Origin of the sequence: Serratia sp. CC22-02 (assembly GCF_900182895.1) — a bacterium.
GTDB classification, from domain to species: domain Bacteria; phylum Pseudomonadota; class Gammaproteobacteria; order Enterobacterales; family Enterobacteriaceae; genus Serratia; species Serratia nevei.
Map to the genome: position 1 here is coordinate 227903 of NZ_FXUD01000003.1, position 24086 is coordinate 251988.

Below are 24086 nucleotides of genomic sequence, written 5' to 3' on the forward strand. Positions count from 1 at the left end.
TAATAATCCCTTTCTGTGCTGTTGCATTGGCAATCACCGCCAGGCTGCCGCTGTTGCCAATGCAGACCCCGGAATAACCGGCCGGCTTTAACCCCCTGTTTTTCAGTTCGCTTACCGGGTGCCGAACGTTTCCGGCAGCCTGTCTCCTCAAACCGTCTGCATGGCCTGCAGCAGGTGGATAAACGCGGCGCTGAGCGGCGGCGTGGCCGGCTCATGGCGGGTAAAGACGTAAAAGCGCGCGCTGATGTCGATCTCGTGCGTCGGGATTTTCTGCAGGTGCAGCTGCGGGGCGTAGTGTGCGACCACCCGATCGCTCAGCAGTGCGATATAGCCTTGCTGCCTGACCAGGCACCAGGTCGCCAGAAAGGAGTCGGTCTCGACGATCTGGCCGTGCGGCGTATAGCGTTCGGCGATCTCGCGGATGGCGGCATGCCCCACCGAGCAGGAGCGCGGCACCACCCATTTGGCCTCGGCCGGCGGCTGCCCGGCTGCGGTAAGATCGCCTCCCTGATAGAGCGAGAAGCGCTCGCTCTTCAGCGCCTGCATGGCCAGATCGGCGCCGCCCGCCGCGCCGTTCAGGCTGCTGACCGCCAAATCCAGCTCGCAGTTTCGCAGCCGGGCCAGCAGGCCTTCCGGGCCGTCTTCCACCACCGTCACCCGGGTATGCGGGTAGCGGCGGTTGAAGCCTTCGAGCACCTGAGGCAGATAGCAGAGCAGCGGATCGACGCTCATCCCCACCCGCAGGCGCTTCTCGCCGTCAGCGCTCAGGCCGCGCAGCTCGTCAAACGCGTTGAGCAACTGATTGGTGGCGGCGTCTATCCGCCGGTAAAACAGCTCACCGACCGCCGTCAGGCGCACGCCGCGGTTGCTGCGCTCCAGCAGCCGCGCGCCAATGGTCATTTCCAGCTCTTTAAGCACCCGGCTGAGCGTCGGCTGCGAGATGGCCAGCTTTTTCGCGGCCTCGTGCAAGCTTCCACAGTGGACAATGTCTTTGAACATCGTCAGATGCGCCAGCTTTGGCATGGTTTTCATGGTTGATCTCCCTGGAAGTGAACGGCATCAGCCGGAGCCGGCGATGCGGCTGTAATAGGCCTGTTTCATCATGCTGTCGTTCAGCAATTTATTGATGGTCTGGTCGAGCACCGGCGTGGTGACGGAGGCCGGCATCAGCGTGGCAGTGATCTCCACGTCGTCGTCGCCAAAGGGTTCGATATCCAGATGCGAGATAAAGCAGTTTTCCCCTTGCAGCACCTGTTTGAATTTGGCCAGCGCTTCACGCTGCTCATGTTCGAAGGCAATGACGCAAATCTGGTAGGTAGACTCACCGTTAACGTCATTGAAGGGCTGTTTGTTGACCATATTGACCAGCGGGCGCAACAGGGTGTTGGCGGCGAGCACGAACAGCGTGGCGGCCAGCGCATCGCCGTACAGGCCGCAGCCGGCGCAGGCGCCGACCGCCGCGGAGCCCCAGAGCGTGGCGGCGGTGTTCAGGCCGCGGATGTTCATCCCTTCCTTCATGATGGCTCCGGCACCGAGAAAGCCGACGCCGGAGACCACGTAGGAGATGACGCGCACCGCGCCGCCGCTGCCGTCGATGGTCATGGCCAGATGGACGAAGATCGCCGCGCTGGTGGCCACCAGCGTGTTGGTGCGCAGCCCGGCGGTGCGCTGGCGGAACTGTCTTTCGTAGCCGATGGCCGCGCCCAGGACGGATGCGGTCAGCAGCGTTAGCAGTGTATGAATGAAATGCATGATAATAACTCGATGTATTATCCGCTTATCATGAGCCACCCGTAGTGGGGTAACTCTTGATAAACAGGTAGTTAAGTTGGCGGGGTTCCGCCCCGCCAGTCCAGGGCGGCGCTCAGTGCGCGGCGGCGATCTGCCGGCTGAGCGTCTCGCTGATTTTGTCCGTCAGCGGCTGCATCCCCTCGCGGGTGCGCGCCTCGCGGCGCTGCGTGATGTGATAGCAGCCGTCGAGGGTGCCGGCGCCCAGCAGGAGGATGCGGTCAGACATCATCACCGCCTCCTCTACGCTGTGGGTGACCAGCACGATGGAGCGGGTTTTGATCTGGCGCGTGCTCCAGATACGCAGCAGATCGCTGCGCAGGTGTTCGCCGGTATAGACGTCCAGCGCGGAAAAGGGTTCGTCCAGCAACAGCAGCATCGGTTCTACCGCCAGCGCGCGCGCGAAGCCGACCCGCTGGCGCATGCCGCCGGAAAGCTCGCGCGGGTAGGCGTCGCGGTAGGGCGTGAGCCCGACCAGATCGAGCATTTTCAGCGTCTGGGCTTCGACCACCTGCGGCGGCAGATCCTGCGCCTGCAGCCCGAAGGCGATATTTTGGTAGACGTTCAGCCACGGGAAAATGGCGAAGGTCTGGAACACCATGTTGATCTGCGGATTCGGCCCCGAGACTTTTTTATCCCCCAGCATCACGCTGCCCAGATCCGGCGCGATCAGGCCGGAAAGCATGCGCAGCAGGGTGGATTTACCCGAGCCGGACTGCCCCAAAATGCTGACGACCTCGTTGTCGTAAAGGCGCAAATTGATTTCATTCAGCACCAGACGTTTTTCTTTACCGGTAGGCTGAACGCTTTTGCTGACGTTATTGACCGTCAGAAGCGTGGTTTTTTTTACCATCATGATCCGTCTCCACCCAATTAAAAATATGAGCATGGAAAAAGGGCCGATATTTCTCGCCGGGCAGGCGTAAAATAAATGCGGGTGCAAATAAGCCTGACCGTTATCGGACTGTTAATACGCTTATGCTGGAGGGGTTAGCCCATCGGGCGTGCCGGTGCGGCATGCGCGCAGGCCAGAGGCTGAAGGGTAAAGCGAAGGGATGCTATAACTGACTCATATCCTGACACTTTCAGGATGCAATGGGATGACTATTGCTCCTGTGACCTCAGCGATTCCAACAATAAAATAAACAACCAACTGTCGCCGTCCATATCATTCTCCCGTTATTTTTCGTGTGGCCATAATACGCGTGCCATAGCCTGTTATTCAATGTGGTTACGCCGAATTATGGCGGCAAAATGTAATTTAATATGAATGCGGGGAAAATTTTCTTTATTCATTAAACGGGGCGTAAACAGAAAGTGCCAGAATGAATATAGGCATCATTTTATGGAAATATAAACCTGAGTTAAACGAGAGAATAAGGGGGCGGACGAAAGTTAAATCATGAACCGGCCGGAGAGCGCCCTCCGGCCGGGATGGGGATCAGAACTGATACATGATGCCGGTTTCGACGATGTCGTCGACGCCGGCGCCGACGGCGTTCTGCCGTTGCAGCAGGTTGAGTTTGTACTCTACGTAGGTCGACATGTTGGCGTTGAAGCTGTAATTCAGTGCCAGATCCAGGTATTTGACCAGATCGGCGTCGCCAATGCCGGGCAGGTTGCGACCGCGCGTTTGCAGGTAGGCCAGCGAGGGCGTGACGCCGGAATCGAAGTGATACTGCGCGACCGCCTCAATAGCGTCCGCGCGAGGGGCGAAGCCGGCGTAGCGATCGCCGTCGACGTAGGTCATGTTCTCGGTGCGCGCGTAGCTTGCCGCCAGGTAGAGGTTGTCCTGGTCGTATTTCAGCCCCAGCGTCCAGGCCCGGGCGCGATCGCCGTCAGCCAGGCCGAAGCGCTGTTGCGCCAGCGTGCGCGCAGAGTTGGCGTAGGCGGCGCCAACGTTGAGCCCCACGCCGGTGTCGTAGGTGGCGGAAAAGGCGTAGCCATCGCCGTTTTGCGTCTGGATATCCTTCGCCCGTTGAGCGTCGTCCCCCCGATTCTTCCCCTGATATTGCAGGCCGAGATCCAGGCCGTCGACCAGACCGCCCAGGCTGCGGTTGTGGTAGGTCAGCAGGCCGTTGGCGCGGCCGGTCATAAAGTTGTCGGCCGCTTCGTAGCTGTCGTTGCCGAATTCAGGCAGCACGTCCGTCCAACCGGCCACGTCATACAGCAGGCCGTAGTTGCGGCCGTAATCCAGGCTGCCCCAAGGGCCGAACGTCAATCCGGCAAAGCCCAGGCGGGTATAGCTGTCGCCTGGCCCGGCGCTTTCCGGCTGATCGAGCCCTGCCTGATATTCCCACTGCCCATACCCCGTCAGCGCGTCGCCGATCTGCGTTTCGCCTTTGAAACCGAAGCGGGTATAGGAGCGGTCGCCGTTATTGTCGGCGTCGCTGCTGAAGTAATGCACGCCGTTCAGCTGGCCGTACAGATCCAGTTTATTGCCGTCTTTATTGACGATTTCCGCGCCGCTGGCGGCGGCTGGCAGCAGGATGAGCAGCGTCATCAGCACGCTTTTATGGTTCATTTCAGTTCCCCAAGTGGATGAAAACAGGGCCGTTAACCGGCCGATTGCGCTTGCGCGATTTTTTTGTACAGGCAGCTGCGGATCCGATCGGTGAGGTGCCGCAGGCTTTCCCGGTTGCGCGCCGCACGCGGGAGGTTGACGCTGAATTCGTCGTCGATCCGTTTGCTGGTTGCGTCCAGGATCAGCACCCGATCGGACATCAGCACCGCTTCTTCGACGTCGTGCGTCACCATCACCATGGCGCGCGTGCGCAGCCGGTTGTCTCCCCACAGCGCCAGCAGGTCGCCCCGCAGTTTTTGCGCGGTAAAGATATCGAGGGCGGAGAAGGGTTCGTCCAGCAGCAAGAGGTCGGGCTCTACCGCCAGCGCCCGGGCGAAGCCCACCCGTTGACGCATGCCGCCCGAGAGCTCGCGCGGCCAGGCGTGCTCATAGCCGGTCAGGCCCACCAGGCGCAGCAGCGCTCCCAGCCGCTCGGCGATCGTCTGCGGCGGCAGCCGTTGCGCCAGCAGCCCGAAGGCGATGTTGTCGTACACCGTTAGCCAGGGATAGAGCGCGTAGGACTGAAACACCATGCCGACGTTGGCGCTCGGGCCGTTGACCGGTTTGCCCGCCAGCGTGAGCGTGCCGTTGTCCGCTGGGATCAGCCCGGCCAGCATGCGCAGCAGCGTGGACTTGCCCGAGCCGGATTGCCCCAGAATGGTGACGAACTCGCCGGCGTGTACGGTCAGCGATACGTCGCGCAGCACGGGTTTGGGGCGTTTGTTTTCGCCGATAAACGTCTTGTTCAGCCGGCGGGCGCTGATAATTGCCTCTTGAGTCACCATGTGGTTCCCCCTTGATCAGTCATATTTGAATTTGGTTTCCGCGATGCGATACAGCGGTTGCCAGACGAAGATGATGCACAGCGCCACCAGCGCGCACATGGCGGCGCAGCCCAGCGCGGACTCCGGGTTCTTGCCGGCGTCGGTGACCACGGAAATGAACGCGCCCAGCCCGGTGGCGCTGAGGGTGGTGCTGCCCCACTGGATCACCTCGGCGGCGATGGCGCTGTTCCAGGCGCCGCCGGCGGCGGAGATGATGCCCGTCACGATGTAGGGGAAAATTGCCGGCAGCATGTAGTAGCGCCACCAGCGGAAGCGGCGCATGCCGAAGGTTTCGCTGACTTCGGTGATCTGCGTTGGAATGGCGGAAACGCCGGCGATCACGTTAAACAACACGTACCACTGGGTGCCCAGCATGATCATCGGGATGGCCCACCAGCCGAGATCCTGATGATAAATGGCGATGAAGGCGGCGATCAGCGGGTAGAAAATGTTGGGCGGAATGGCCGCCAGGATCTGGATGATCGGCTGGAAGATCTTCACCAGCCGCGGATTCATGCCGATCCACACCCCCAGAGGCGTGAAGATCGCCACGCTGAGCAGCATGGCCGCGGCCACGCGCGCGGTGGTGAGCAGCATCCATTCCGGCAGCATCGCGAAGTACTGTTTGGGGAAGTATTCCCACAGCCGGTAACCGAACCAGACGCAGGCCAGCACCACGCCGAGATACCACAGGCTGCGCCACAGCCAGTTCCCCTTGGCGGCGAGCCTGAACAGGCGGTGCAGGCCGAGGGCGTACCACAGCCGCGGCAGCTTGAACAGCCACAGGTCAGCCAGCGCGCGCAGCGTGCGGCCGAGCGCCGCGCCGACGTGCGAGAAGGCCAGGCTGTTGTAGAACCACGGATTGCCGAGCGGCCGGCTGGCGGTGACGTCTTCGTATTTGAAGCGCGCGGTATAGCGCACCAGCGGGCGGAAAACCAGCTGATCGAGCAGCACGATGTTGGCGGCCAGCGCGACGATCGCATACAGGATCGCCGGCACGTTCTGCTGCGCCAGCGCTTCGGCGATGTAGGAGCCAACGCCGGGCAGTTCGACCGAGCGATCGCCGACCGGAATGGCTTCGGAGGCCACCAGGGCGAACCAGGCGGCGGATTGCGACACCATGGCGTTCCACAGCAGGCCCGGCACCGAATAGATGAACTCCAGCCGCCAGAAGCGTTGCCACGGGTTGTAATTGAAGCTGCGGGCGGCTTCATCCAGCTCCTTGGGCACGATGCGCAGCGTCTGATACAGCGTCAGCATCATGTTCCAGGCTTGGCCGGTAAACACCGCGAAGATGGCGGTGCACTCCAGCCCCATTACGCTGTGCGGGTAGAGGTTGAGAAAATACACGGTCGTGAAGGTCAGGAACCCCACCAGCGGCACCGACTCCATAAAGTTGACGAAGGGCAGGATCACCCGGCGCAGCGGCGTATAGCGCGCGGCCAGCACGGCGAATACCACAGAAAACAGCAGCGACCAGGCCATGCCGAGGAGAAAGCGCATGCTGGTTCTGAGCGAATAATAAAGCAGGTTCCAGGCATCAAGACTGATGGCAGAGACGTTTTGTTCATTGAAGTCACCGTGCATGTCACCCCAGGCACGAATAAAAAAGGCAATGAAAAAAACACCGATGGCGATAACGATAAAGTCGTTTAAATAAGACTTTCTGAAAATAGATGTACCCCGTTTATTTTGCATAACGCAATACCTTATTTTTCCCATAAGAAATCCGTCGGCGCTCGGGGAATATGCCCGGCGACACCAGATAAATACCGCCGTAGCGGTTGAGACAGACGTTGTTTTCGCAGCGGGGCGATGGGTGGGCCGGCAGAGCGGGAAAGGCCGTCAGAAGGGGAGCAGTTGCCGCATTCCGTGTCTTTCAGAATGCAACCTGGATGGCATTACTGAAAGACGCCCAATAGCATTAGCGTAAAACTAAAACTTTCATCGCCCATGGGGCCCTCCTCGGTTTAAATATGGCAGGGAGAGGGTAATGTGTTTCACTAATAAAAAGCAATTGGTGGAATAGGGTTTTTACGGTTGATATGTAACAGGATGAATATTCATTTTTTAATCGCTATATCCGGAAAATGAAATAACGCATGGTGATGGCAATAAAGGCGGTAAAAATAAATCGCGGCGAAATAAAACGGCGCGCCTGAAGGGGGCGCGCCGCCGTAAATCAATAAACCTGCCTGCCGTTGATGCCGGCGGGGAAAATGCCGGTGGCGAACAGATGCCCGTTGGCCTGGATCTGATCGTCGGGCAGCATCTCCAGCGGGAACTCGGCCGCCAGGCAGCTGAGAAAGGCGTTGCGATCGTCCGTGGTGGTAAAGCCGATCAGATCGTAGAACAGCAGCGAAGCGATCAGCTGGCGATGTTCCGGGATGCGCCGCAGCAGCGCCGCCGACGGGAACGGCAGGTGGAAGAAGAACGCGCAGGCGTTCAGCAGCCCTTGCTCCTTCAGCGCCTGGGCGCAGGGCAGCAGCTGATAGTCGTCGATGCAGACGATGTCGCCGGGGCACAGGTGCTCGCAGGCGATATCGGCAAAACGGCGGTTCAGCTGCCGGTAGGCGCGGTAGTTTTCCGGCGTGAAATGCGCCTTCTCCGGCTGGTTGTGGAACACCGGCCACAGGCCGTCGTGGTAATAGCCCTGATAGTGGCGGCGGAACTCCTCGATCGACAGCGGAAAGGTCACCTGATCGTAACCGGCGCGCTGCCGGCAGCTGATCGGGCGCTGCGCGAAATTCTGCACGTCGCCGTTCCAGCCGAGCCACAGCCCCGGCTCGGCGTCGGCCGCCAGCGTCTGGCCGGCGCAGGCCAGATCCTTACCGTCGCACTGCTTGTTGGAAATCAGCACCAAACGAGACATGGGGGCCTCCTTATCAGTGAAGGGCGCGCAGGGCGTGCGCCGAACCATCGGCGCGCCAGGGCGCCTGCAGCGCGGGCAGCGTGACGCGCAGGCCGCGCAAGGCCGGATGCGCCAGGCAGCAGCGCGTCAGCCAGCTTCCCAGCCCGACGCCGCGGTACTCGGCGCTGACGAACAGTTCGCTCACCGACGCGAAGGTGGCGTAATCGGTCACCATGCGGGCGAAGCCGAGCAGGTGGCGCTTGCGGTACAGCCCGAAGCACAGGCCGTGGTGCACGAGACGCTCGGCCGCCGCCCGATCCGGCAGGCTGAGGAAACGTTGGATCGCCTCGATATCCAACAGCTGCCGATCGGTGCTGATATGAAAAACGCCTTTGCGCCAGCAGAGCAGCGGCTGTACGGGCGCCCGTTGCGATTGCATATTCATGATTATCCTTAGGTTAATGAACCGGATGGTTACAGCATCCAGCCGAGTTCGGCGGCGGTGACCTGTTCCTCGAAGCGGCGCAGTTCGGCGCTTTTGCAGGTGTGCCACAGGGTGCAGAATGCCGGGCCGAGCAGCTCACGCAGCGGATCGCTGTGGCGGAACAGCGCCAGCGCCTCCTGTTGGCCGAGCGGCAAGGGCGCGGCGTTGTCGCTCTCGCAGCCGTTGGCGGCGGGCGGCAGCGGCAGCGGGTGTTCTAGCCCGTGCAGCAGGCCGCCGAGCATCACCGCCAGCGCCAGGTAGGGGTTGGCGTCGGCGCCGGCCAGGCGGTATTCGATGCGCTGGTTGGCGCTGTCGGCGCAGGGCAGGCGCAGCGCCACCGTGCGGTTGTTGTGGCCCCAGGAAGCGCGCAGCGGCACGTGCATGCCAGGGCGGAAGCGGCGAAACGCGTTGATGTTGGGCGCCAGGATCGCCATCGAGGCCGGCATCAGCGCCAGCATGCCCGCCATCGCCTGCTGCATGTTGTCGCTCAGTTCGCCCGGCGCGCCGGTCAGCAGGTTCTCGCCGTGCTCGTCCTGCAAACTGATGTGGAAATGCAGCCCGCTGCCGGCGGCGTGGGCGCAGGGCTTGGCCATAAAGCAGGCGTGCTGGTGATGTTGCTCGGCAATCTGCCGCGTCAGGCGTTTCAGCGCCATGATCTGGTCGCAGGCTTCCAGCACGCGCCGGCTGTGATGCAGATTCAGCTCGTACTGGCCGGAGGCGGCTTCGGCCACCACGCCGGTCAACGGCAGGTTTTGCAGGCGGGCGTGCCGTTCGATGTCGCTCAGCAGCGCATGGTGGCGCTCGGGCGCATCCACCGCGAAGCTCTGCGTTGGGCAGGTTTCCGCCTCGGCGGGGTGCTGCGGATCCTGCAGGTAGAACTCCAGTTCGGCCGCCACCACCGGGAAGCAGTTACGCTCGTGCAGGCGCTTCAGCACCCGTTGCAGCACCACGCGCGGCTCCAGCTCGCAGGCGCCGCCGTCGGCGTTTTGCATCGTCAGCAGCAGCTGGGCGTGGCGTTCGGGATCGCGCGCGCAGGGGCGCAGCGTGCCGGGCACCGGCAGGCACAAGCGGTCCGGCTCGCCCGCCCGTTGCCCCAGCCCGCTTTCTTCAATCACTCGGCCGTGCAGATCCAGGGCGTAGATCGACAGCGGAAAGTAGCAGCCTTTCTCCAGCCCAAAGGCTTCGGCGATCGGCAGTCGCTTGCCGCGCAGCTGGCCGTTCAGATCGTGCAGATAAATATCCAGCTGTTCGGTCTGCGGATAGCGCTGCAGGTAGTGTTCCAGCTCTTTGTGGAAGGCGCGCGTTGGCGAAGCGGGCAGCTCCGCCAACAGCGGATTGAAGCCGATGATATTAGAATGCATGGCGCGCTCCAGAACGGCGACCGATCACGGCCAGAGGCAGGGATAAACGCATGGGACAACTCTCTTGTAAGGCCATAGCGGCGATGTGAGAAGGGTATCTGCGGCGGCAAAAACTGTCTGTAAAAACGCCGTAACGTTAACGGGGCGCGGAATAAAAATGCCGTAAAGAGTACGGCGGCGTTGGCGGGTTGGCCGCGCCGGCACGGTCTATACTGGCGAGACGGGCCGTTGAAGGAGAGATAACGATGAAGAGAATAGGGCTGCTTATCGCCGCGCTGGCCGCGTTCAACGCCACCGCGTCTTCCCCACAGGCGTGGGCCGAGAGCGAAAGGGCGATGCGCGCCGCCTGCCTGAAAGCCAGCGGGCTAAAAAACGCCAGGGTAGAAGGGGCGATCGTTCACTACGGTGATGACGTCGGCTATTCGGCGCTGTTTATCGGCGGGCGCTACCCGCAGCCGTTTATGAAAAACAAGCCGGGCAGGGAGCTGTGCTTATATCAGCGCGCCACGCAGAAGGCGGCGGTGCAGGCGGTGGAGGGGAGCAACGCGTCTGCTCAACCTTGATGCTTGATGAGGTAAATAAAAATACAACCCACGGCGATAATAACGGCCTCTACGAGCAAAAGTATAAAATCCATCACCAGCCACTTCTGTAGCTCAAGAGAGGTGGTTTTTTGCATGAAGTCGTAGGTTTTCGCATCGAGCCAAACCTGATCCCTAATCTTGATTTTTTTCCTCTTCAGGATCCAAAGAAACCACTGTGCCTTTAATGAGATTCCTAGCATGCCGAGTCCGTCGGCAAAGGCGACGTAGGGCGGAATAAAATGTCCGCTGCCGGCGTAACGCTGATAGAACGCGTCAAACTCTTTTTTATGGCGCCGGTAGCCAATGAACTGGATGAAGGCGCTTAAAACCAGCAGCGTTAAGCATAATATGACAAGGGTTTTCATTGAGTAGCCTGAATCACGACATTCTCGCTATTATCATAAAGATCAATGCCATGATGAAGAGCACGCCTTCCAGCGCCAAAAGCGTGCCGTTGTTTTTCATCCAGGTCTGCAAGCGTTCAGATGATGAAAGACGAACAAATTCATAGGTCTTGGCGGAAAGATATTGGTTTTTCTTCACCTTGATTTTCTTGCCGCAAAGGATCCATCTGAACCATTGGGCTTTAATGGAAGTACCTAAAGAGCCAAGGCCATCGGCAATCGCGACGTGAGCAGGGACAAAGTGGCCCTGTTGGGTATAGCGTTGATAAAAAACATCGAACTCACGTTTATAGCGACGAGAGTAAATATATTGAACAAGCCAACAAAGTAAGAGCAGCACGGCTGCAATAAGTGATGCTGTTTTCATGAGTCAGTCACCAAAAATAAAACCTGTAGCCGTATCAGATAAAGAACCACCGAGCCAACCACCGGCGGCCCCACCAGCAGCCGCACCCGCTATGCCACATGCTAACGACCCAACGCCACCAGTGGCGACGCCTAATACAACTCCGCATAGTAACATTCCCCCAGCGGCACCTAATTCGCCGCCTTTGATACCGAAGGCAGTACTTGTCGCAAAATGACTGTATCCCTTCACCGCGATCTTGGCGCACTCCTGTTCGCGGCCGGTGGTGCAGGCATTGTAGACGTCGTTGGTGGTATTCAGCCCGCTCAATCCGATGCCGATCCAGCCGCCGGCTTTCATAAACTTGGCCGCACGGCTGGCGCTGTCGACGTAGTTCGAATAGCCCTTGATGGCACCGACGCCAGCGGTACTCCATTCATGCACCAGCGATTTACTGGAGAGCCCCAGCGCGTGTTTGATTTGCGCATACTCTTTCATATTGAGTTGAGCACGAGTAAGGCGATTCAGTAACGGTTTTAATGTACCGAACAGCCGCGCTCGTTCCACCTGAAACTGAGTGCCAATCAAAGCGCCACTCGTGCGGAACTGATTTTGGTAGGTTTTTTCAATCTCGACCAGGATATTTTTGATCTGGCTGAAGTAGCGTTCTCCGGCATCCGAAGCCAGCCCGACGACCGTTTCCCCATAGCTGGTGAAGGCGGCGATAGCGGCGTAATTGCGGTGCAAGAAGGTGGAGAAATCGCTGTCACCGGCTTTCACCGCTTTGCTGGTGCGGCTCTTGGCCTGCATCAGGGCGGCGATCTGCGTAGATTGATGATGATTGCGCGGATCGGCGACGATCAGCATTTGCCCCGGTTGAACCAGAGGCGTATCGGCATTGAGCTGCATAAAAAAGCGTGCCGCTTCGGATGGCTTGCCACCGAACAGGTAGTTGGCGTGGAAGGCGAGCGGGCCTGCTTGTTGGGCGATGCAATAGCCCGGTGCGATGTTGCTGGACTTCTGTTCCATGTCGAAAAGCCTCCTTATTTTTAGGAAACTTAACATTTTCTACAGGGTGGTAACAGGTTCTGGCTCACGCTCTCGATCGGAGAATCATCTGAAAATGCTGGTGCCGCTTTACCCACCACTCCCCGCCATTTCCCGTTCGATCACCGTCGCCAGCGCCTGCGCGGCGGAAGAGAGTTGGTGCTGCGCCAGGCGGATCAGGCCCACGCGCCGTTCGATGATCGGGCCGATCAGCGGCACGCAGACCGCCCCCAGCTCATCCATCTGTTTCTCGCACAGCGCCGGCACCGCGCTGGCGCCGAGGCCGTTGGCTACCATGCGCCCGACCGTCACCAACTGGTGGCTTTCAAACGCCACCTCCAGCGTTCGCCCGCTGCGGGCCAGCTCCTGCTCCAGCAGCAGCCGCACCGCCGATGGCCGCTGCAGGGTGATGAAATCCAGCGTCAGCAGCTCCTTCCAGCTCACCTGCGCCTTGCGCGCCAGCGCCGAATCCTTCGGCACCACCGCCAGAAAGCGATCGCGGCACAGCGGGGTGAAGTGCAGGGTGTCGCTCGGCTCCGGCTCGAAGGCGATGCCCATCTCCACCCGCCCTTCGCGGATCATTTCAAATACCTGCTCGTTGATGACGTCGTGCACCGCCACGTTGATGCCGGCGTAGCGATCGCGAAACGCCTTGAGGATCGGCGGCAGCGGGTTGCCGGCGAACGACGGCATGGCGGCGATCGCCACCTTGCCCATCTGCAGGGTGAAGCGCTGGCGCATTGCCTCTTCCGCGTTATCCCAATCCGCCAGCAGCTGGCGCGCCATCGGGAAGAAGGTTTCCCCCTCCGGCGTCAGCGTCACCCGGCGGGTGGTGCGTAGCAGCAGCGGCCCGCCCAGCGCGTCTTCCAGCCCACGGATCGCCAGGCTGAGCGCCGGCTGAGAAATATTCAGCCGCTCGCTGGCCTGGGCGAAGTTCAGAGTGTGAGCTACCGCTAAAAACGCGCGTAACTGTTTGATGCTCATTTTCATTTTGGCTGGCGTTAACTCTTTGTTAATCGTCGGTTGACGATTGATTAATAAAAATTCTAAATGAATGCGGCATAAAAACAAAATTAACAAATCATTTTTGTGACCTGAAGATGCCCTCACGCAAGCCAGGGCATTTCGCCCTGCGCCGCAACATGCAGGGGCAACGATATGGCAGGGCTCGACAAACGCGTCGGCAGCTACCAGGAAGCGCTGGCAGGCCTGACGGACAACATGACGGTGCTGGCGGGCGGCTTTGGCCTATGCGGCATCCCGGAAAACCTGATCGAAGAGATCCGCCGGCGCGGCGTGCGCGGGTTGACGGTGGTCTCCAACAACTGCGGCGTCGACGGGTTCGGCCTCGGGCGGCTGCTGGAAACCCAGCAGATCCGCAAGGTGGTGGGATCTTACGTCGGCGAAAACGCGCTGTTCGAGCAGCAGGCGCTCAGCGGCGAGCTGGAGGTGGATCTCACGCCGCAGGGCACGCTGGCGGAGAAGATCCGCGCCGGCGGCGCCGGTATCCCGGCGTTCTTCACCGCCACCGGTTACGGCACGCCGATCGCCGAAGGCAAAGAGGTGCGCGAGTTCAACGGCCGCCCTTACATCATGGAAACCGCCATCACCGGCGATTTCGCCATCATCAAAGGCTGGAAGGCCGATCACTTCGGCAACGTCATCTACCGCCACACCGCACAGAACTTCAATCCGCTGATGGCGACCGCCGGGCGTATCACGGTGGTGGAAGTGGAAGAGATCGTCGCGCCGGGCGAGCTGGATCCGGCGGCGATCCACACCCCCGGCATCTACGTTGATCGGCTGATCCAGGGCACCTTCGAGAAGCGTATCGAACAACGCACCCTGCGGGCATAAGGAGAATTCGCATGCTTACCCGTGAACAAATGGCGCAGCGCGTGGCGCAAGAGCTGCGGGACGGTTACTACGTCAACCTGGGCATCGGCATCCCGACGCTGGTGGCCAACTACGTGCCGGCGGGCATGGACGTGATGCTGCAGTCGGAAAACGGCCTGCTGGGGATGGGCGAGTTCCCGACCGAGCAGCAGCTGGACGCCGACATGATCAATGCCGGCAAGCAGACGGTCACCGCACGCCTCGGCGCGTCGATCTTCGATTCGGCGCAGTCGTTCGCCATGATCCGTGGCGGCCATGTCGATCTGACCGTGCTGGGGGCGTTTGAAGTGGACGTCGAGGGCAACATCGCCTCGTGGATGATCCCCGGCAAGATGGTCAAGGGCATGGGCGGTGCGATGGATCTGGTGGCGGGGGCGGAGAACATCATCGTGGTGATGACCCACGCCTCGAAGGGCGGCGAGTCCAAGCTGCTGCCGCGCTGCACGCTGCCGCTGACCGGCGCCAACTGCATCCGCAAAGTATTGACCGATCTGGCCTATCTGGAAATTGAAGACGGCGCCTTCGTGCTGCGCGAGCGCGCGCCGGGCGTCAGCGTGGCGGAGATTGTCGCCAAAACCGCCGGCCGGCTGATCGTGCCGGAGCAAGTGCCGGAAATGCGTTTCTGAGACGGAGGTGAATGTGCAACAACGTGAAGTGGTGATCGTGGCGGCAACGCGCACGCCGGTCGGCAGTTTTCACGGCGCGTTGGCGCCGTTGACGGCGGTGGAACTGGGCACGGTGGCGGTGCAGGGGCTGCTGGTGCAAAGCGGCGTGGCGCCGCAGCAGATCGATGAAGTGATCCTCGGCCAGGTGCTGACCGCTGGCTGCGGGCAGAACCCGGCGCGCCAGACCGCGCTGAATGCCGGGCTGCCCGTGACGACGCCGGCGCTGACCATCAACAAGGTGTGCGGCTCTGGTTTGAAGGCGGTGCATCTGGCGGTGCAGGCGATCCGCAGCGGCGACGCCGAGGCGGTGATTGCCGGCGGCCAGGAGAGCATGAGCCAGTCGCCTTACCTGATGGCCGGTGCGCGCGCCGGTTTGCGCCTCGGTCACGCGCAGATGGTGGACAGCGTGATCCACGATGGCCTGTGGGACGCCTTCAACGACTACCACATGGGCATCACCGCCGAGAACCTGGCGGAGAAATACGCCATCAGTAGAGAAGAACAAGACAGGTTCGCGCTGCGCTCGCAGCAGAAGGCGCAGGCGGCGCAGCAGGCCGGGCGTTTCGCGCAGGAGATCACGTCGGTGACGGTGCCGAAGCCGAAGGGTGAGGCGCTGAGTGTGGGGCACGACGAACAGCCGCGCGACACCAGCCTGGAAGCGCTGGCGCGGCTGCGCCCGGCGTTTCGCAAGGAGGGCACGGTGACCGCCGGCAACGCCTCGTCGCTCAACGACGGCGCCGCCGTGGTGCTGCTGATGAGCGCGGAAAAAGCCGCCGCGCTGCGCTTGCCGGTGCTGGCGCGCATCGCCGGTTACGCTTCGTCGGGCGTCGATCCGGCGATCATGGGCATCGGCCCGGCGCCGGCCGCGCGGCGCTGCCTGGAGAAAGCCGGCTGGCGGCTGGAGGAGGTCGATCTGATCGAAGCTAACGAAGCCTTTGCCGCGCAGGCGCTGGCGGTGGGCAAAGAACTGGGCTGGGAGGCGGAGCGGGTCAACGTCAACGGCGGAGCGATCGCGCTGGGGCATCCGATCGGCGCGTCCGGCTGTCGCATTTTGGTGTCGCTGCTGTACGAAATGCAGCGCCGCGGGGTGAACAAGGGGCTGGCGATGCTGTGCATCGGCGGCGGGCAGGGCGTGGCGCTGGCGGTAGAGCGCCCGTAAACAACCGAGGAGGGCACGATGCAGTCATCTGATTATGCGGTACTGGGCGCCGGATTGATGGGGGTGGGCATCGCCACCCACTTTATTCGCCACGGCCATGAGGTGCTGCTGTATGACCCGGATCCGCAGCGCCGGGTGGAGGCGCCGGCGGTGGCGAGCGGCATTCTGGCCGAGCTGAGCGACGTCGGGCAGTTTGATAACGATGAGCGCGACGCGGCGCTGGCGCGCCTGCGCGTGACCGGTGAGCTGAATGACGTGGCGCCCGCCCGGCTGCTTATCGAGGCGATCCCGGAACGGCTCGAGCTGAAGCACGCGCTGTATGAGCAGTTGGAAGGGCTGATCGCCGACGACGCGGTGATTGCCAGCAACACCAGCGGCCTGCCGCCGGACGAGCTGGCGGCGCGCATGACCCACCCGCAGCGCCTGCTGATCGCCCACTTCTGGCACCCGCCGCACCTGATCCCGCTGGTGGAGATCGTGCCCGGCCGCGCCACCGAGCCGCGCCATCTGGCGGCGGTGCAGGCGCTGCTCGGCGGGATGGCGCTGGAGGCGGTGCTGCTGGAGCGCGCCGCGCCGGGGTTTGTCGGCAACCGGCTGCAGTTTGCGGTGCTGCGCGAGGCGCTGCACATCGTCCACAGCGGCATCGCCAGCGCCGAGGTGGTGGATCAGGTGATGCGCGCCTCGCTGGGGCGGCGCTACGCCATGGTCGGCCCGCTGGAGGCCGCCGACATGACCGGGCTGCCGACGGTGGCGGACATCGCCCGCCACCTGTTCCCGGAACTGGCGACCGGCGACGAGATGATGGCGCTGGTGGAACAGCGGCTGCAGCGCGGCGATACCGGCCAGCGCAGCGGCCGGGGATTTTATCTTTGGGATGACGCACGCAGGGAACGCATTCAACGGCGACGGGCGCATCAGCTGCGCTTTGCGCTGAAACCGTAATTTCGCACTCCGTACCTGACAATAACAACGATACTGAGGTGACCGATGAGCGTTTTGATTGCCCTGGCAGCACTGGGATTACTGATGCTGGCCGCCTACCGCGGCTACAGCGTGATTTTGTTCGCCCCGATCGCCGCGCTGGGCGCGGTGCTGTTGACCGATCCCGGCGCGGTGGCGCCGACCTTCACCGGGCTGTTTATGGAGAAGATGGTCGGCTTCGTGAAGCTCTACTTCCCGGTGTTCCTGCTGGGGGCGGTGTTCGGCAAGCTGATCGAGCTGTCCGGCTTCTCCCGTTCGATCGTCGCGGCGGCGATCCGCATTCTCGGCCGGCGTCACGCCATTCCGGTGATCGTGCTGGTGTGCGCGCTGCTGACCTACGGCGGGGTGTCGCTGTTCGTGGTGGCGTTCGCGGTCTATCCGTTTGCCGCCGAGCTGTTCCGCCAGAGCGGTATCCCCAAGCGGCTGATCCCGGCCACCGTGGCGCTCGGCGCCTTCTCCTTCACCATGGACGCCTTGCCCGGCACGCCGCAGATCCAAAACATCATCCCGACCAGCTTCTTCGGCACCAATGCCTGGGCCGCGCCCTGGCTGGGGCTGATCGGCTCGCTGTTCATCATCGCGGTCGGTCTGCTGTATCTTGAACGCCAGCGGCGCAAGGCGCAGCTGAAGGGAGAAGGGTACGGCTCCGATCTGCTGAACGAGCCGGAAACCCCGGACGACATCAACCTGCCGAACCCGCTGATCGCCATCCTGCCGTTGATTTTGGTCGGGGTATTCAACCTTGGCTTCACCCATTGGATCCCGCAGTGGTACGGCGCCAGCCACGAGCTGACGCTGCCGGGGCTGGCCAAGCCGATCGCCACCGACGTGGCGAAGATCACCGCCATCTGGGCGGTGGAAGCGGCGCTGGTGTCGGGTATTCTGCTGGTGGTGGTGTTCGGCTTTCGCAATATTCGCGGCCGGCTGGCGGAAGGCAGCAAGACGGCGGTCGGCGGCGCGATCCTGGCGGCGATGAACACCGCCTCCGAATACGGCTTCGGTGCGGTGATCGCCGCGCTGCCGGGCTTTTTGGTGCTGTCGCAGGCGCTGTCGGCGATCCCCAACCCGCTGCTGAACGAAGCGATCAGCGTCACCCTGTTGGCCGGCATCACCGGATCGGCCTCCGGCGGTATGAGCATCGCGCTGGCGGCGATGTCCGACAGCTTTATCGCCGCCGCCCATGCGGCACAGATTCCGCTGGAGGTGCTGCACCGGGTGGCCTCGATGGCCAGCGGCGGCATGGACACCTTGCCGCACAACGGTGCGGTGATCACCCTGCTGGCGATCACCGGCCTCAGCCACCGGCAGGCCTATGGCGGCATCTTCGCCATCACCCTGATCAAGAGCGCCGCGGTGCTGTTCGTGATCGGCGTGTTCTACCTGACCGGCATTGTTTAAAGGAGCGATACCATGAGTGTACAAGGCAAAACCGCGCTGGTGACCGGCTCGACCAGCGGCATCGGCCTCGGGATAGCGTCTGTGTTGGCCGCAGCCGGCGCGCGCGTGATCCTCAACGGCTTCGGCGACGTGGAGCAGGCACAAGCGCAGGTCGCGCGGCTGGGCGCCGCGCCGGGGTATCACGGCGCCGATCTCGGCGATGCGGCCCAGATAGCGGACATGATGCAGTATGCCGAACGTGAGTTCGGCGGCGTGGACATTCTGGTGAACAACGCCGGCATTCAGTATGTGGCGCCGCTGGATCAGTTCCCGGTGGAGAAATGGAACGCCATCCTCGCCATCAACCTGTCGGCGGTGTTCCACACCTGCCGATTGGCGCTGCCGGGGATGCGCGAGCGCCACTGGGGGCGCATCATCAACGTGGCGTCGGTGCACGGGCTGGTGGCGTCGAAAGACAAGTCGGCCTATGTGGCAGCCAAGCACGGCGTGGTGGGGCTGACCAAGACGCTGGCGCTGGAGACTGCGCGCACGCCCGTCACCTGCAACGCCATTTGCCCCGGCTGGGTGCTGACGCCGTTGGTGCAGCAGCAGATCGACAAACGCATTGCTGCCGGGATCGACCCGCAGCGGGCGCGCGATGAGCTGTTGGCGGAGAAGCAGCCTTCGCAAGCGTTCGTTACGCCTGAGCAGCTCGGCGAGCTGGCGCTGTTCCTGTGCAGCGATGCGGCGGCGCAGGTGCGCGGCGCCGCCTGGAACATGGACGGCGGTTGGCTGGCACAGTAGTGAATTCTCTCTCGGAGCGCGCAACGCGCTCCGTCGTTATTTCCCGCCATGAGTTAATTCCTCTGCGTGACGGTTTACCTGCGGCAATAATATTTATTTGTTATTTGCTATTTTTATTCCCGGATAATCACGCCGGTTTATTTTGGGTGAAACGTGCGGATTGGTTTATTTCGTGCTGCGGTTATTACACTATTTTTCTTCGCGTTACAGATGAACACGTTTTTGCTGAAATTAAACCCAACCTGAAATAATGACAGGTTATGGCGTGAATTTTTATATCTTGCGTGCGCTGTTCACATCGGTTAATTATTTCTGCGTGGCTTAAGACCACCGTGTTTATAACAATAATTTTTTCGGGCAGGGGTAATAATGAGAAAAAATACAACGCCAATATTCATTGGCGGCGTCTTGCTGTCGGCGTTATCCGCCGGCGCACAGGCCGAGATCACCATTCTGGATAAAAACCCGCAGAGCAATGTGTTGCTGGCGCCGCTCAGTATAAAAGTGGGCGGCAGCATTCGCCCCGAGTGGATCTTCAATAACGGCCCTGAGCCGGGCTATGACAAAAACGGCCACGACGGCGGCACGCGTTTTCGCTTCAGCGGCGACTATGCGCTGACGCAGGACACTTCGATCATCGGCTATTACGAGTGGGGCGTCGATCTGGCGCACGCGCTCAGCTGGGACGGGCACTATAACGAAGACGGCAAGCGCGACTATCAGCGCCAGCTGTACGCCGGTTTCAAAGACGATCGTTACGGCACCCTGACCTACGGCCATCAATACGGCATCTATTATTCGGTGGTCGGCATCAAAAGCGACGTCTGGGATAACGATGGCCATGCGGGCGGCACCGGCATCGGTATTTCCGGCGACTACGACGGCGGCAATAAACCGAAAAACAGCATCAAGTACACCAATGATTTCGGGCCGGTAACGTTGTATGCCAACTATTTATTGCCGGAAGACGATCTGCACACCGCGGATAACCTGATTTATCGCCGCAAGGGCGGGGGCGGGTTGGGCTTCGATTACAAGGTGACGAAAGATTTCACCTTCAGCGCGGCCTACAGTTATACCGACGCGAAGATCAAAGACAATCTGTACAGCGAAAAGGATTATCACCAGCAGCTGTCCGGCACCGCGTTAACCTGGCAGCCGAACAACTGGTACATCGTCGGCACCGCCAGCTACTACAAAGACTATGTGCCGAGCACCCGCCAGCGCACGCTGTCGCACTTCTTCGCCGGTGACGGCTACGGGCTGGAAGGCTTCGTCGGTTACACCTTCAATATCGACAAGCCATTCCTCAAATCGATCCAGCCTTACGTGGCGGCGGACTCGCTGCGGCTGAAGGGTGACGAGGCGTATCACGCCAACCACGTTTACCTCGGCGCGGGCACCACCATCGGTTACGGTCTGTCGGTGTATGTGGAGCGCACGCTGGCCAACAGCAGCGACAACGAGCCGGACTCCACCTGGATTACGGTGTTCTACGACTTCTGATTCTCACCTGCTTCAAGCCGGCGCCTGCGCCGGCTTTTTCACATGGTAATTGCGCCGCCCAGGGTCTCTCCAGAGGCGTTTCGCTCCGCCAGGTAGCGCGCCGGCGGTTTGCCTACCGCCTTTCTGAACATGGTGACGAAGCCGCTGGCGCTCTCGTAGCCCAGATCCAGCGCCACCGTCTGTACGCTCTCGCCCTGCGTCAGGCGCTGCAGCGCCAGCATCACGTGCAGCTGGCGCCGCCAGTGGCCGAAGCTCATGCCCATCTGCTGTTGCAAGGTGCGGCTGAGGGAGCGCTCGCTCATGCCGATGCGCTGCGCCCACTGCCCGAGGGTGGATTTGTCCGCCGGGCTGCTCAGCATGCCTTCGGTCAATTGCCGAATGCGCGCGTCGTCGGACACCGGCAGATGCAGGTTCTCGATCGGCGCGGCCGCCAGCTGGTCCAGCAATACCGCCGTCAGGCGCCCCTCGGCGCCCTGTTCGTCGTAGAGCGGCTCGAAGGTGCTGGCCTGCAGCAGCAGCTCGCGCAGCAGCGGCGAGACCGACAGCGTGCAGCAGTTTTGCGGCAGACCGGCGGCGGCATGTTGATCGACGAACAGGCAGTAGGCCTCGGTGGAGCCGGCGCCCTGGGCGTTGTGCAACACGTTGCCCGGCATCCACAGCGCGCACTGCGGCGGCACCAGCCACAGCCCGTTTTCCACTTCGCAGCGGATCATGCCGCGTACCGTGTAGATCAGCTGCGCCTTCTGATGGCGGTGCGGCTCGACTTCCCAGTCCTGCTCGAGGGTTGAACCTTGCAGGGCAAACAGCGGGCGCGGTACCTGATCGATATCCAGGCAGTGGCGGGGGATCTGTACTTTCATGAGAATAATTCTCAATTTGGCGGAATTGAAAAGTATTATGTCCTGATTGCGCAATGTGGTCTAGCGCCGGTGCCGATAAAGTAAGCGCCAGTCCTAAACCATTTCCTGAGGAAACTGATTATGTCATTGGATACCGCCGATTTTCCGCTGGTCTGGATGCGTCAAAACGGGCGCGATACCCAGGCCGAACTGGCCGAATTCAGCGCGCTGCTGGCGCGCGCCGAACCCTTTGTCCTGATGACCGACCGCAGCGTTGGCGATGAAGAACCAGAACATGACCGCGATGCCCGCACCCAGGTCGCGCTGTGGAAGCGCGATAACCGTGAGGCGCTGAAGCTGTGGGTGAAAGGCATGATCATGCTGGAACCGGACGACGCCAAACGCGCGGCGGCGGAAGAATTCGCCGAATACGGCGCCAAGTTCTGGGGCTATCCGGTGCTGGTGGCCGCCGATGAAGCCGCAGGGCGGGTATTGGCGCAGACGTTATTGTTAAAATAAGGGGAATACCATGCACCAGCAACAGGTGATTGAACAGCTGCTGGCCTGGATCGAGCAGAGCCTGGATCAGCCGCTGACGCTGGACGACATTGCCGCCAAGTCCGGCTACTCCAAGTGGCATTTGCAGCGGATGTTCAAGCAACATACCGGCCATATTCTCGGCACTTACGCCCGCCGCAGAAGGCTGACCGCCGCCGCGCGCGAACTGCGCCTGACTGGCACCAGCGTGGCCTGCATCGCCGATACTTACCAGTTCGATTCGCAGCAGACCTTCACCCGTTGCTTCCGCAAACAGTTCGGTCTGCCGCCGGCCAGCTATCGCCGCAGCCAGGATTGGTCGAGCTACGGCCTGCAGCCGCCGCTGCGGCTGACCGAAACGCCGTTGCCGCAGGCCGACATCGTGACGCTGCCCGCCATGCAGCTGGTGGGCAACACCCAGCGCCGCAGCTTTACGCTGGGGCAGCTGGCGGCCTCCAAGTGCGAGCTGCGCCGCCACGCCTGGCGGCAGCTGCTGCAGCCGCAGGCGCTGCCGGAGGTGGTATACGGCCTCACCAGTCTGGAGGTCGACAGGCAACGCCGGGGTAATCCGCGCATGGCCTATACCGCCGCTCTGCCGGACGAAGGGGCGATGGGGGAGCGGGTGACTATCGAACAGGGGGAGTATGCCCGTTTCACCTATCAAGGGCAGGCGGAAGGGTTACAAAACTTTATCGTGCGGCTGTACGACACCGCGATGCCGCAGATGAACGCCGTCCGCCGGCCGGGGCAGGATATTGAGCGTTTCTACCCGGCGCAGGAGGGCAGCTGCCCGCTCGGCGGCGCGGCGATCCGCTGCGAATATCTGATCCCTATTCGGCGGGTGGAAGCGTTGGCCGCCGCCGGTTAGGCGGCGGTTCTCGCAAAAAGTCGCCTTCGTGGCGCGTCAGGTTACAAAAAATTGCGATATTACATCGGTAATGGTTCACACTTTGATTGATGTGCACATATAATGCGCATCCGGTCAAATCCCCCCTGGTTTTTCAGGCCGCAGCGCCGTTGGCTGCCGGCTGAAATGCAACGGGGTAAAGTGGCCGTAGAAACCGATACCCATAATCGCCAGTGGCCTTGACCAACACGAAGATGAAAATGAGCATTCGCGCGTTATTAACCCTGTTTACGGCACTGGTTGCATTCAGCCAGGCTGCCTTCGCCGTCGTCTACCCGCTGCCGCCAAAAGACAGCCGTTTGGTGGGCGAGAATATCCAAATCACCGTACCGGAAGACAGCAAACTGCCGCTGGAAAGCTTCGCCGCCCAGTATCAGATGGGGCTGAGCAACATGCTGGAGGCCAACCCGGGCGTGGATCCGTTCCTGCCGAAGGCCGGCAGCACCCTGACCATCCCGCAGCAGCTGATCCTGCCGGACGCGCCGCGTGAAGGCATCATCATCAACAGCGCCGAGATGCGTCTGTACTACTACCCGAAAGGGTCCAACACCGTGGTGGTGCTGCCGATCGGTATCGGCCAGCTGGGTAAAGACACCCCGCTGAACTGGACCACTACCGTACAGCGCAAGAAAGACGGCCCGACCTGGACGCCGACCGCCAAGATGCGCGCCGAATATGCGGCCGACGGTGAAATCCTGCCTGCGGTGTTCCCGGCCGGCCCGGATAACCCGATGGGGCTGTATGCGCTGTATGTTGGCCGCCTGTATGCCATTCACGGCACCAACGCCAACTTCGGCATCGGCCTGCGCGTGAGCCACGGCTGCGTGCGTCTGCGCGCCGACGACATCAAGTACCTGTTCGAGAAAGTGCCGGTCGGCACCCGCGTGCAGTTCATCAACGAACCGATGAAAGCCACCGTCGAGCCGGACGGCTCGCGCTACGTGGAAGTGCACAACCCGCTGTCGGCCAACGAAGAGCAGCTGCAATCGAAAGATCCGGTGCCGCTGACCATTTCCGCGCCGGTCGGCAAAGTGCTGATGGACGCCGGCGTCAACCAGAGCGAAGTGGACGCGGCGATCAAGGCCCGTTCCGGTATGCCGGTGAAAGTGAACTGATTGCCTCGGGCTTCAGTGAACGCGATAAAAAGACGCCTGCGGGCGTCT

General features: G+C 61.5%; 26 protein-coding genes. 12 read left to right on the plus strand and 14 right to left on the minus strand.

Annotated features, from left to right (window positions below; all coding sequences use genetic code 11):
• Window positions 1-147: 147 nt before the first annotated feature.
• From QOL81_RS13020 to QOL81_RS13060, 9 genes are all read right to left on the minus strand, one after another.
• Entirely contained in the window at window positions 148-1032 is an 885-nt protein-coding gene (locus tag QOL81_RS13020; protein WP_038878288.1) for a LysR family transcriptional regulator, read from the minus strand.
• A 27-nt stretch (window positions 1033-1059) separates the two neighbouring features.
• The gene (locus QOL81_RS13025; RefSeq protein ID WP_019453282.1) at window positions 1060-1752 is read right to left on the minus strand and encodes an MgtC/SapB family protein; all 693 of its coding nucleotides are present in this window, start codon (window positions 1750-1752) and stop codon (window positions 1060-1062) included.
• Between the two features lie 112 nt (window positions 1753-1864).
• Complete coding sequence (locus QOL81_RS13030) at window positions 1865-2644, minus strand: ABC transporter ATP-binding protein (RefSeq protein WP_084826908.1); 780 nt, start codon at window positions 2642-2644, stop codon at window positions 1865-1867.
• 585 nt (window positions 2645-3229) lie between these two features.
• On the minus strand, window positions 3230-4312 hold the full coding sequence (locus QOL81_RS13035) for a porin (protein ID WP_283439873.1): 1083 nt from the start codon (window positions 4310-4312) through the stop codon (window positions 3230-3232).
• A gap of 32 nt (window positions 4313-4344) precedes the next feature.
• The gene (locus QOL81_RS13040) at window positions 4345-5136 is read right to left on the minus strand and encodes an ABC transporter ATP-binding protein (RefSeq protein WP_283439874.1); all 792 of its coding nucleotides are present in this window, start codon (window positions 5134-5136) and stop codon (window positions 4345-4347) included.
• Between the two features lie 15 nt (window positions 5137-5151).
• Complete coding sequence (locus QOL81_RS13045; protein ID WP_232734406.1) at window positions 5152-6762, minus strand: ABC transporter permease; 1611 nt, start codon at window positions 6760-6762, stop codon at window positions 5152-5154.
• Window positions 6763-7357: 595 nt separating this feature from the next.
• Window positions 7358-8047, minus strand: coding sequence for a trehalose-6-phosphate synthase (locus tag QOL81_RS13050; RefSeq protein ID WP_060422105.1), 690 nt, complete (start codon window positions 8045-8047; stop codon window positions 7358-7360).
• 13 nt (window positions 8048-8060) lie between these two features.
• On the minus strand, window positions 8061-8471 hold the full coding sequence (locus QOL81_RS13055; RefSeq protein WP_060440842.1) for a GNAT family N-acetyltransferase: 411 nt from the start codon (window positions 8469-8471) through the stop codon (window positions 8061-8063).
• Window positions 8472-8500: 29 nt separating this feature from the next.
• Entirely contained in the window at window positions 8501-9871 is a 1371-nt protein-coding gene (locus tag QOL81_RS13060; protein ID WP_060440841.1) for a glutamine synthetase family protein, read from the minus strand.
• Window positions 9872-10116: 245 nt separating this feature from the next.
• Here QOL81_RS13060 and QOL81_RS13065 point away from each other — a divergent pair, with 245 nt between their 5' ends.
• Window positions 10117-10434, plus strand: a complete 318-nt coding sequence (locus QOL81_RS13065; RefSeq protein ID WP_041037744.1) for a hypothetical protein — start codon at window positions 10117-10119, stop codon at window positions 10432-10434.
• On the opposite strand, the gene QOL81_RS13070 is transcribed toward QOL81_RS13065, so the two are convergent.
• From QOL81_RS13070 to QOL81_RS13085, 4 genes are all read right to left on the minus strand, one after another.
• Window positions 10425-10820, minus strand: coding sequence for a hypothetical protein (locus tag QOL81_RS13070; protein WP_070915072.1), 396 nt, complete (start codon window positions 10818-10820; stop codon window positions 10425-10427). The genes QOL81_RS13065 and QOL81_RS13070 overlap by 10 nt on opposite strands.
• 13 nt (window positions 10821-10833) lie before the next feature.
• Window positions 10834-11226, minus strand: a complete 393-nt coding sequence (locus QOL81_RS13075) for a hypothetical protein (RefSeq protein ID WP_141957856.1) — start codon at window positions 11224-11226, stop codon at window positions 10834-10836.
• Between the two features lie 3 nt (window positions 11227-11229).
• The gene (locus tag QOL81_RS13080; RefSeq protein WP_283439875.1) at window positions 11230-12234 is read right to left on the minus strand and encodes a hypothetical protein; all 1005 of its coding nucleotides are present in this window, start codon (window positions 12232-12234) and stop codon (window positions 11230-11232) included.
• 108 nt (window positions 12235-12342) lie between these two features.
• Window positions 12343-13242, minus strand: a complete 900-nt coding sequence (locus QOL81_RS13085) for a LysR family transcriptional regulator (protein WP_038878327.1) — start codon at window positions 13240-13242, stop codon at window positions 12343-12345.
• A gap of 168 nt (window positions 13243-13410) precedes the next feature.
• Here QOL81_RS13085 and QOL81_RS13090 point away from each other — a divergent pair, with 168 nt between their 5' ends.
• From QOL81_RS13090 to QOL81_RS13125, 8 genes are all read left to right on the plus strand, one after another.
• On the plus strand, window positions 13411-14109 hold the full coding sequence (locus QOL81_RS13090) for a CoA transferase subunit A (RefSeq protein ID WP_197786104.1): 699 nt from the start codon (window positions 13411-13413) through the stop codon (window positions 14107-14109).
• 11 nt (window positions 14110-14120) lie between these two features.
• The gene (locus tag QOL81_RS13095) at window positions 14121-14774 is read left to right on the plus strand and encodes a CoA transferase subunit B (RefSeq protein ID WP_019453268.1); all 654 of its coding nucleotides are present in this window, start codon (window positions 14121-14123) and stop codon (window positions 14772-14774) included.
• A gap of 13 nt (window positions 14775-14787) precedes the next feature.
• Window positions 14788-15972, plus strand: a complete 1185-nt coding sequence (locus QOL81_RS13100) for an acetyl-CoA C-acetyltransferase (RefSeq protein ID WP_197827138.1) — start codon at window positions 14788-14790, stop codon at window positions 15970-15972.
• A gap of 18 nt (window positions 15973-15990) precedes the next feature.
• The gene (locus QOL81_RS13105) at window positions 15991-16914 is read left to right on the plus strand and encodes a 3-hydroxyacyl-CoA dehydrogenase family protein (RefSeq protein ID WP_197827139.1); all 924 of its coding nucleotides are present in this window, start codon (window positions 15991-15993) and stop codon (window positions 16912-16914) included.
• A 45-nt stretch (window positions 16915-16959) separates the two neighbouring features.
• Window positions 16960-18351 (plus strand): GntP family permease, encoded by a 1392-nt coding sequence (locus QOL81_RS13110; protein WP_089186807.1) that lies wholly within the window; start codon window positions 16960-16962, stop codon window positions 18349-18351.
• Window positions 18352-18363: 12 nt separating this feature from the next.
• Window positions 18364-19134, plus strand: coding sequence for a 3-hydroxybutyrate dehydrogenase (locus QOL81_RS13115; RefSeq protein WP_169318019.1), 771 nt, complete (start codon window positions 18364-18366; stop codon window positions 19132-19134).
• Window positions 19119-19385, plus strand: coding sequence for a hypothetical protein (locus QOL81_RS13120; protein ID WP_197658017.1), 267 nt, complete (start codon window positions 19119-19121; stop codon window positions 19383-19385). The genes QOL81_RS13115 and QOL81_RS13120 overlap by 16 nt, the downstream gene beginning before the upstream one ends.
• A 118-nt stretch (window positions 19386-19503) precedes the next feature.
• A complete protein-coding gene (locus QOL81_RS13125) occupies window positions 19504-20640 on the plus strand; it encodes a porin (protein ID WP_038878347.1) in 1137 nt (378 codons plus the stop codon).
• A gap of 38 nt (window positions 20641-20678) precedes the next feature.
• On the opposite strand, the gene QOL81_RS13130 is transcribed toward QOL81_RS13125, so the two are convergent.
• A complete protein-coding gene (locus QOL81_RS13130) occupies window positions 20679-21500 on the minus strand; it encodes an AraC family transcriptional regulator (RefSeq protein ID WP_019453262.1) in 822 nt (273 codons plus the stop codon).
• Between the two features lie 120 nt (window positions 21501-21620).
• On the opposite strand from QOL81_RS13130, the gene QOL81_RS13135 reads away from it, so the two are divergent.
• The 3 genes from QOL81_RS13135 (at window position 21621) to QOL81_RS13145 (ending at window position 24038) form a co-directional block, all read left to right on the plus strand.
• Window positions 21621-21998: a hypothetical protein gene (locus QOL81_RS13135; RefSeq protein ID WP_084826896.1), complete on the plus strand. Its 378-nt coding sequence runs from the start codon at window positions 21621-21623 to the stop codon at window positions 21996-21998.
• 10 nt (window positions 21999-22008) lie between these two features.
• Entirely contained in the window at window positions 22009-22884 is an 876-nt protein-coding gene (locus QOL81_RS13140; protein ID WP_033652832.1) for a helix-turn-helix domain-containing protein, read from the plus strand.
• 233 nt (window positions 22885-23117) lie between these two features.
• Window positions 23118-24038, plus strand: a complete 921-nt coding sequence (locus tag QOL81_RS13145; protein WP_038878352.1) for a L,D-transpeptidase family protein — start codon at window positions 23118-23120, stop codon at window positions 24036-24038.
• Window positions 24039-24086 lie beyond the last annotated feature (48 nt).

Excerpts from the sequence above, each read along its gene's own strand:
- QOL81_RS13020 (WP_038878288.1), bottom strand. The coding sequence starts at position 1,032 with ATGAAAACCATGCCAAAGCTGGCGCATCTGACGATGTTCAAAGACATT.
- QOL81_RS13025 (WP_019453282.1), bottom strand. The coding sequence starts at position 1,752 with ATGCATTTCATTCATACACTGCTAACGCTGCTGACCGCATCCGTCCTG.
- QOL81_RS13030 (WP_084826908.1), bottom strand. The coding sequence starts at position 2,644 with ATGATGGTAAAAAAAACCACGCTTCTGACGGTCAATAACGTCAGCAAA.
- QOL81_RS13035 (WP_283439873.1), bottom strand. The coding sequence starts at position 4,312 with ATGAACCATAAAAGCGTGCTGATGACGCTGCTCATCCTGCTGCCAGCC.
- QOL81_RS13040 (WP_283439874.1), bottom strand. The coding sequence starts at position 5,136 with ATGGTGACTCAAGAGGCAATTATCAGCGCCCGCCGGCTGAACAAGACG.
- QOL81_RS13045 (WP_232734406.1), bottom strand. The coding sequence starts at position 6,762 with ATGCACGGTGACTTCAATGAACAAAACGTCTCTGCCATCAGTCTTGAT.
- QOL81_RS13050 (WP_060422105.1), bottom strand. The coding sequence starts at position 8,047 with ATGTCTCGTTTGGTGCTGATTTCCAACAAGCAGTGCGACGGTAAGGAT.
- QOL81_RS13055 (WP_060440842.1), bottom strand. The coding sequence starts at position 8,471 with ATGAATATGCAATCGCAACGGGCGCCCGTACAGCCGCTGCTCTGCTGG.
- QOL81_RS13060 (WP_060440841.1), bottom strand. The coding sequence starts at position 9,871 with ATGCATTCTAATATCATCGGCTTCAATCCGCTGTTGGCGGAGCTGCCC.
- QOL81_RS13065 (WP_041037744.1), top strand. The coding sequence starts at position 10,117 with ATGAAGAGAATAGGGCTGCTTATCGCCGCGCTGGCCGCGTTCAACGCC.
- QOL81_RS13070 (WP_070915072.1), bottom strand. The coding sequence starts at position 10,820 with ATGAAAACCCTTGTCATATTATGCTTAACGCTGCTGGTTTTAAGCGCC.
- QOL81_RS13075 (WP_141957856.1), bottom strand. The coding sequence starts at position 11,226 with ATGAAAACAGCATCACTTATTGCAGCCGTGCTGCTCTTACTTTGTTGG.
- QOL81_RS13080 (WP_283439875.1), bottom strand. The coding sequence starts at position 12,234 with ATGGAACAGAAGTCCAGCAACATCGCACCGGGCTATTGCATCGCCCAA.
- QOL81_RS13085 (WP_038878327.1), bottom strand. The coding sequence starts at position 13,242 with ATGAAAATGAGCATCAAACAGTTACGCGCGTTTTTAGCGGTAGCTCAC.
- QOL81_RS13090 (WP_197786104.1), top strand. The coding sequence starts at position 13,411 with ATGGCAGGGCTCGACAAACGCGTCGGCAGCTACCAGGAAGCGCTGGCA.
- QOL81_RS13095 (WP_019453268.1), top strand. The coding sequence starts at position 14,121 with ATGCTTACCCGTGAACAAATGGCGCAGCGCGTGGCGCAAGAGCTGCGG.
- QOL81_RS13105 (WP_197827139.1), top strand. The coding sequence starts at position 15,991 with ATGCAGTCATCTGATTATGCGGTACTGGGCGCCGGATTGATGGGGGTG.
- QOL81_RS13110 (WP_089186807.1), top strand. The coding sequence starts at position 16,960 with ATGAGCGTTTTGATTGCCCTGGCAGCACTGGGATTACTGATGCTGGCC.
- QOL81_RS13115 (WP_169318019.1), top strand. The coding sequence starts at position 18,364 with ATGAGTGTACAAGGCAAAACCGCGCTGGTGACCGGCTCGACCAGCGGC.
- QOL81_RS13125 (WP_038878347.1), top strand. The coding sequence starts at position 19,504 with ATGAGAAAAAATACAACGCCAATATTCATTGGCGGCGTCTTGCTGTCG.
- QOL81_RS13130 (WP_019453262.1), bottom strand. The coding sequence starts at position 21,500 with ATGAAAGTACAGATCCCCCGCCACTGCCTGGATATCGATCAGGTACCG.
- QOL81_RS13135 (WP_084826896.1), top strand. The coding sequence starts at position 21,621 with ATGTCATTGGATACCGCCGATTTTCCGCTGGTCTGGATGCGTCAAAAC.
- QOL81_RS13140 (WP_033652832.1), top strand. The coding sequence starts at position 22,009 with ATGCACCAGCAACAGGTGATTGAACAGCTGCTGGCCTGGATCGAGCAG.
- QOL81_RS13145 (WP_038878352.1), top strand. The coding sequence starts at position 23,118 with ATGAAAATGAGCATTCGCGCGTTATTAACCCTGTTTACGGCACTGGTT.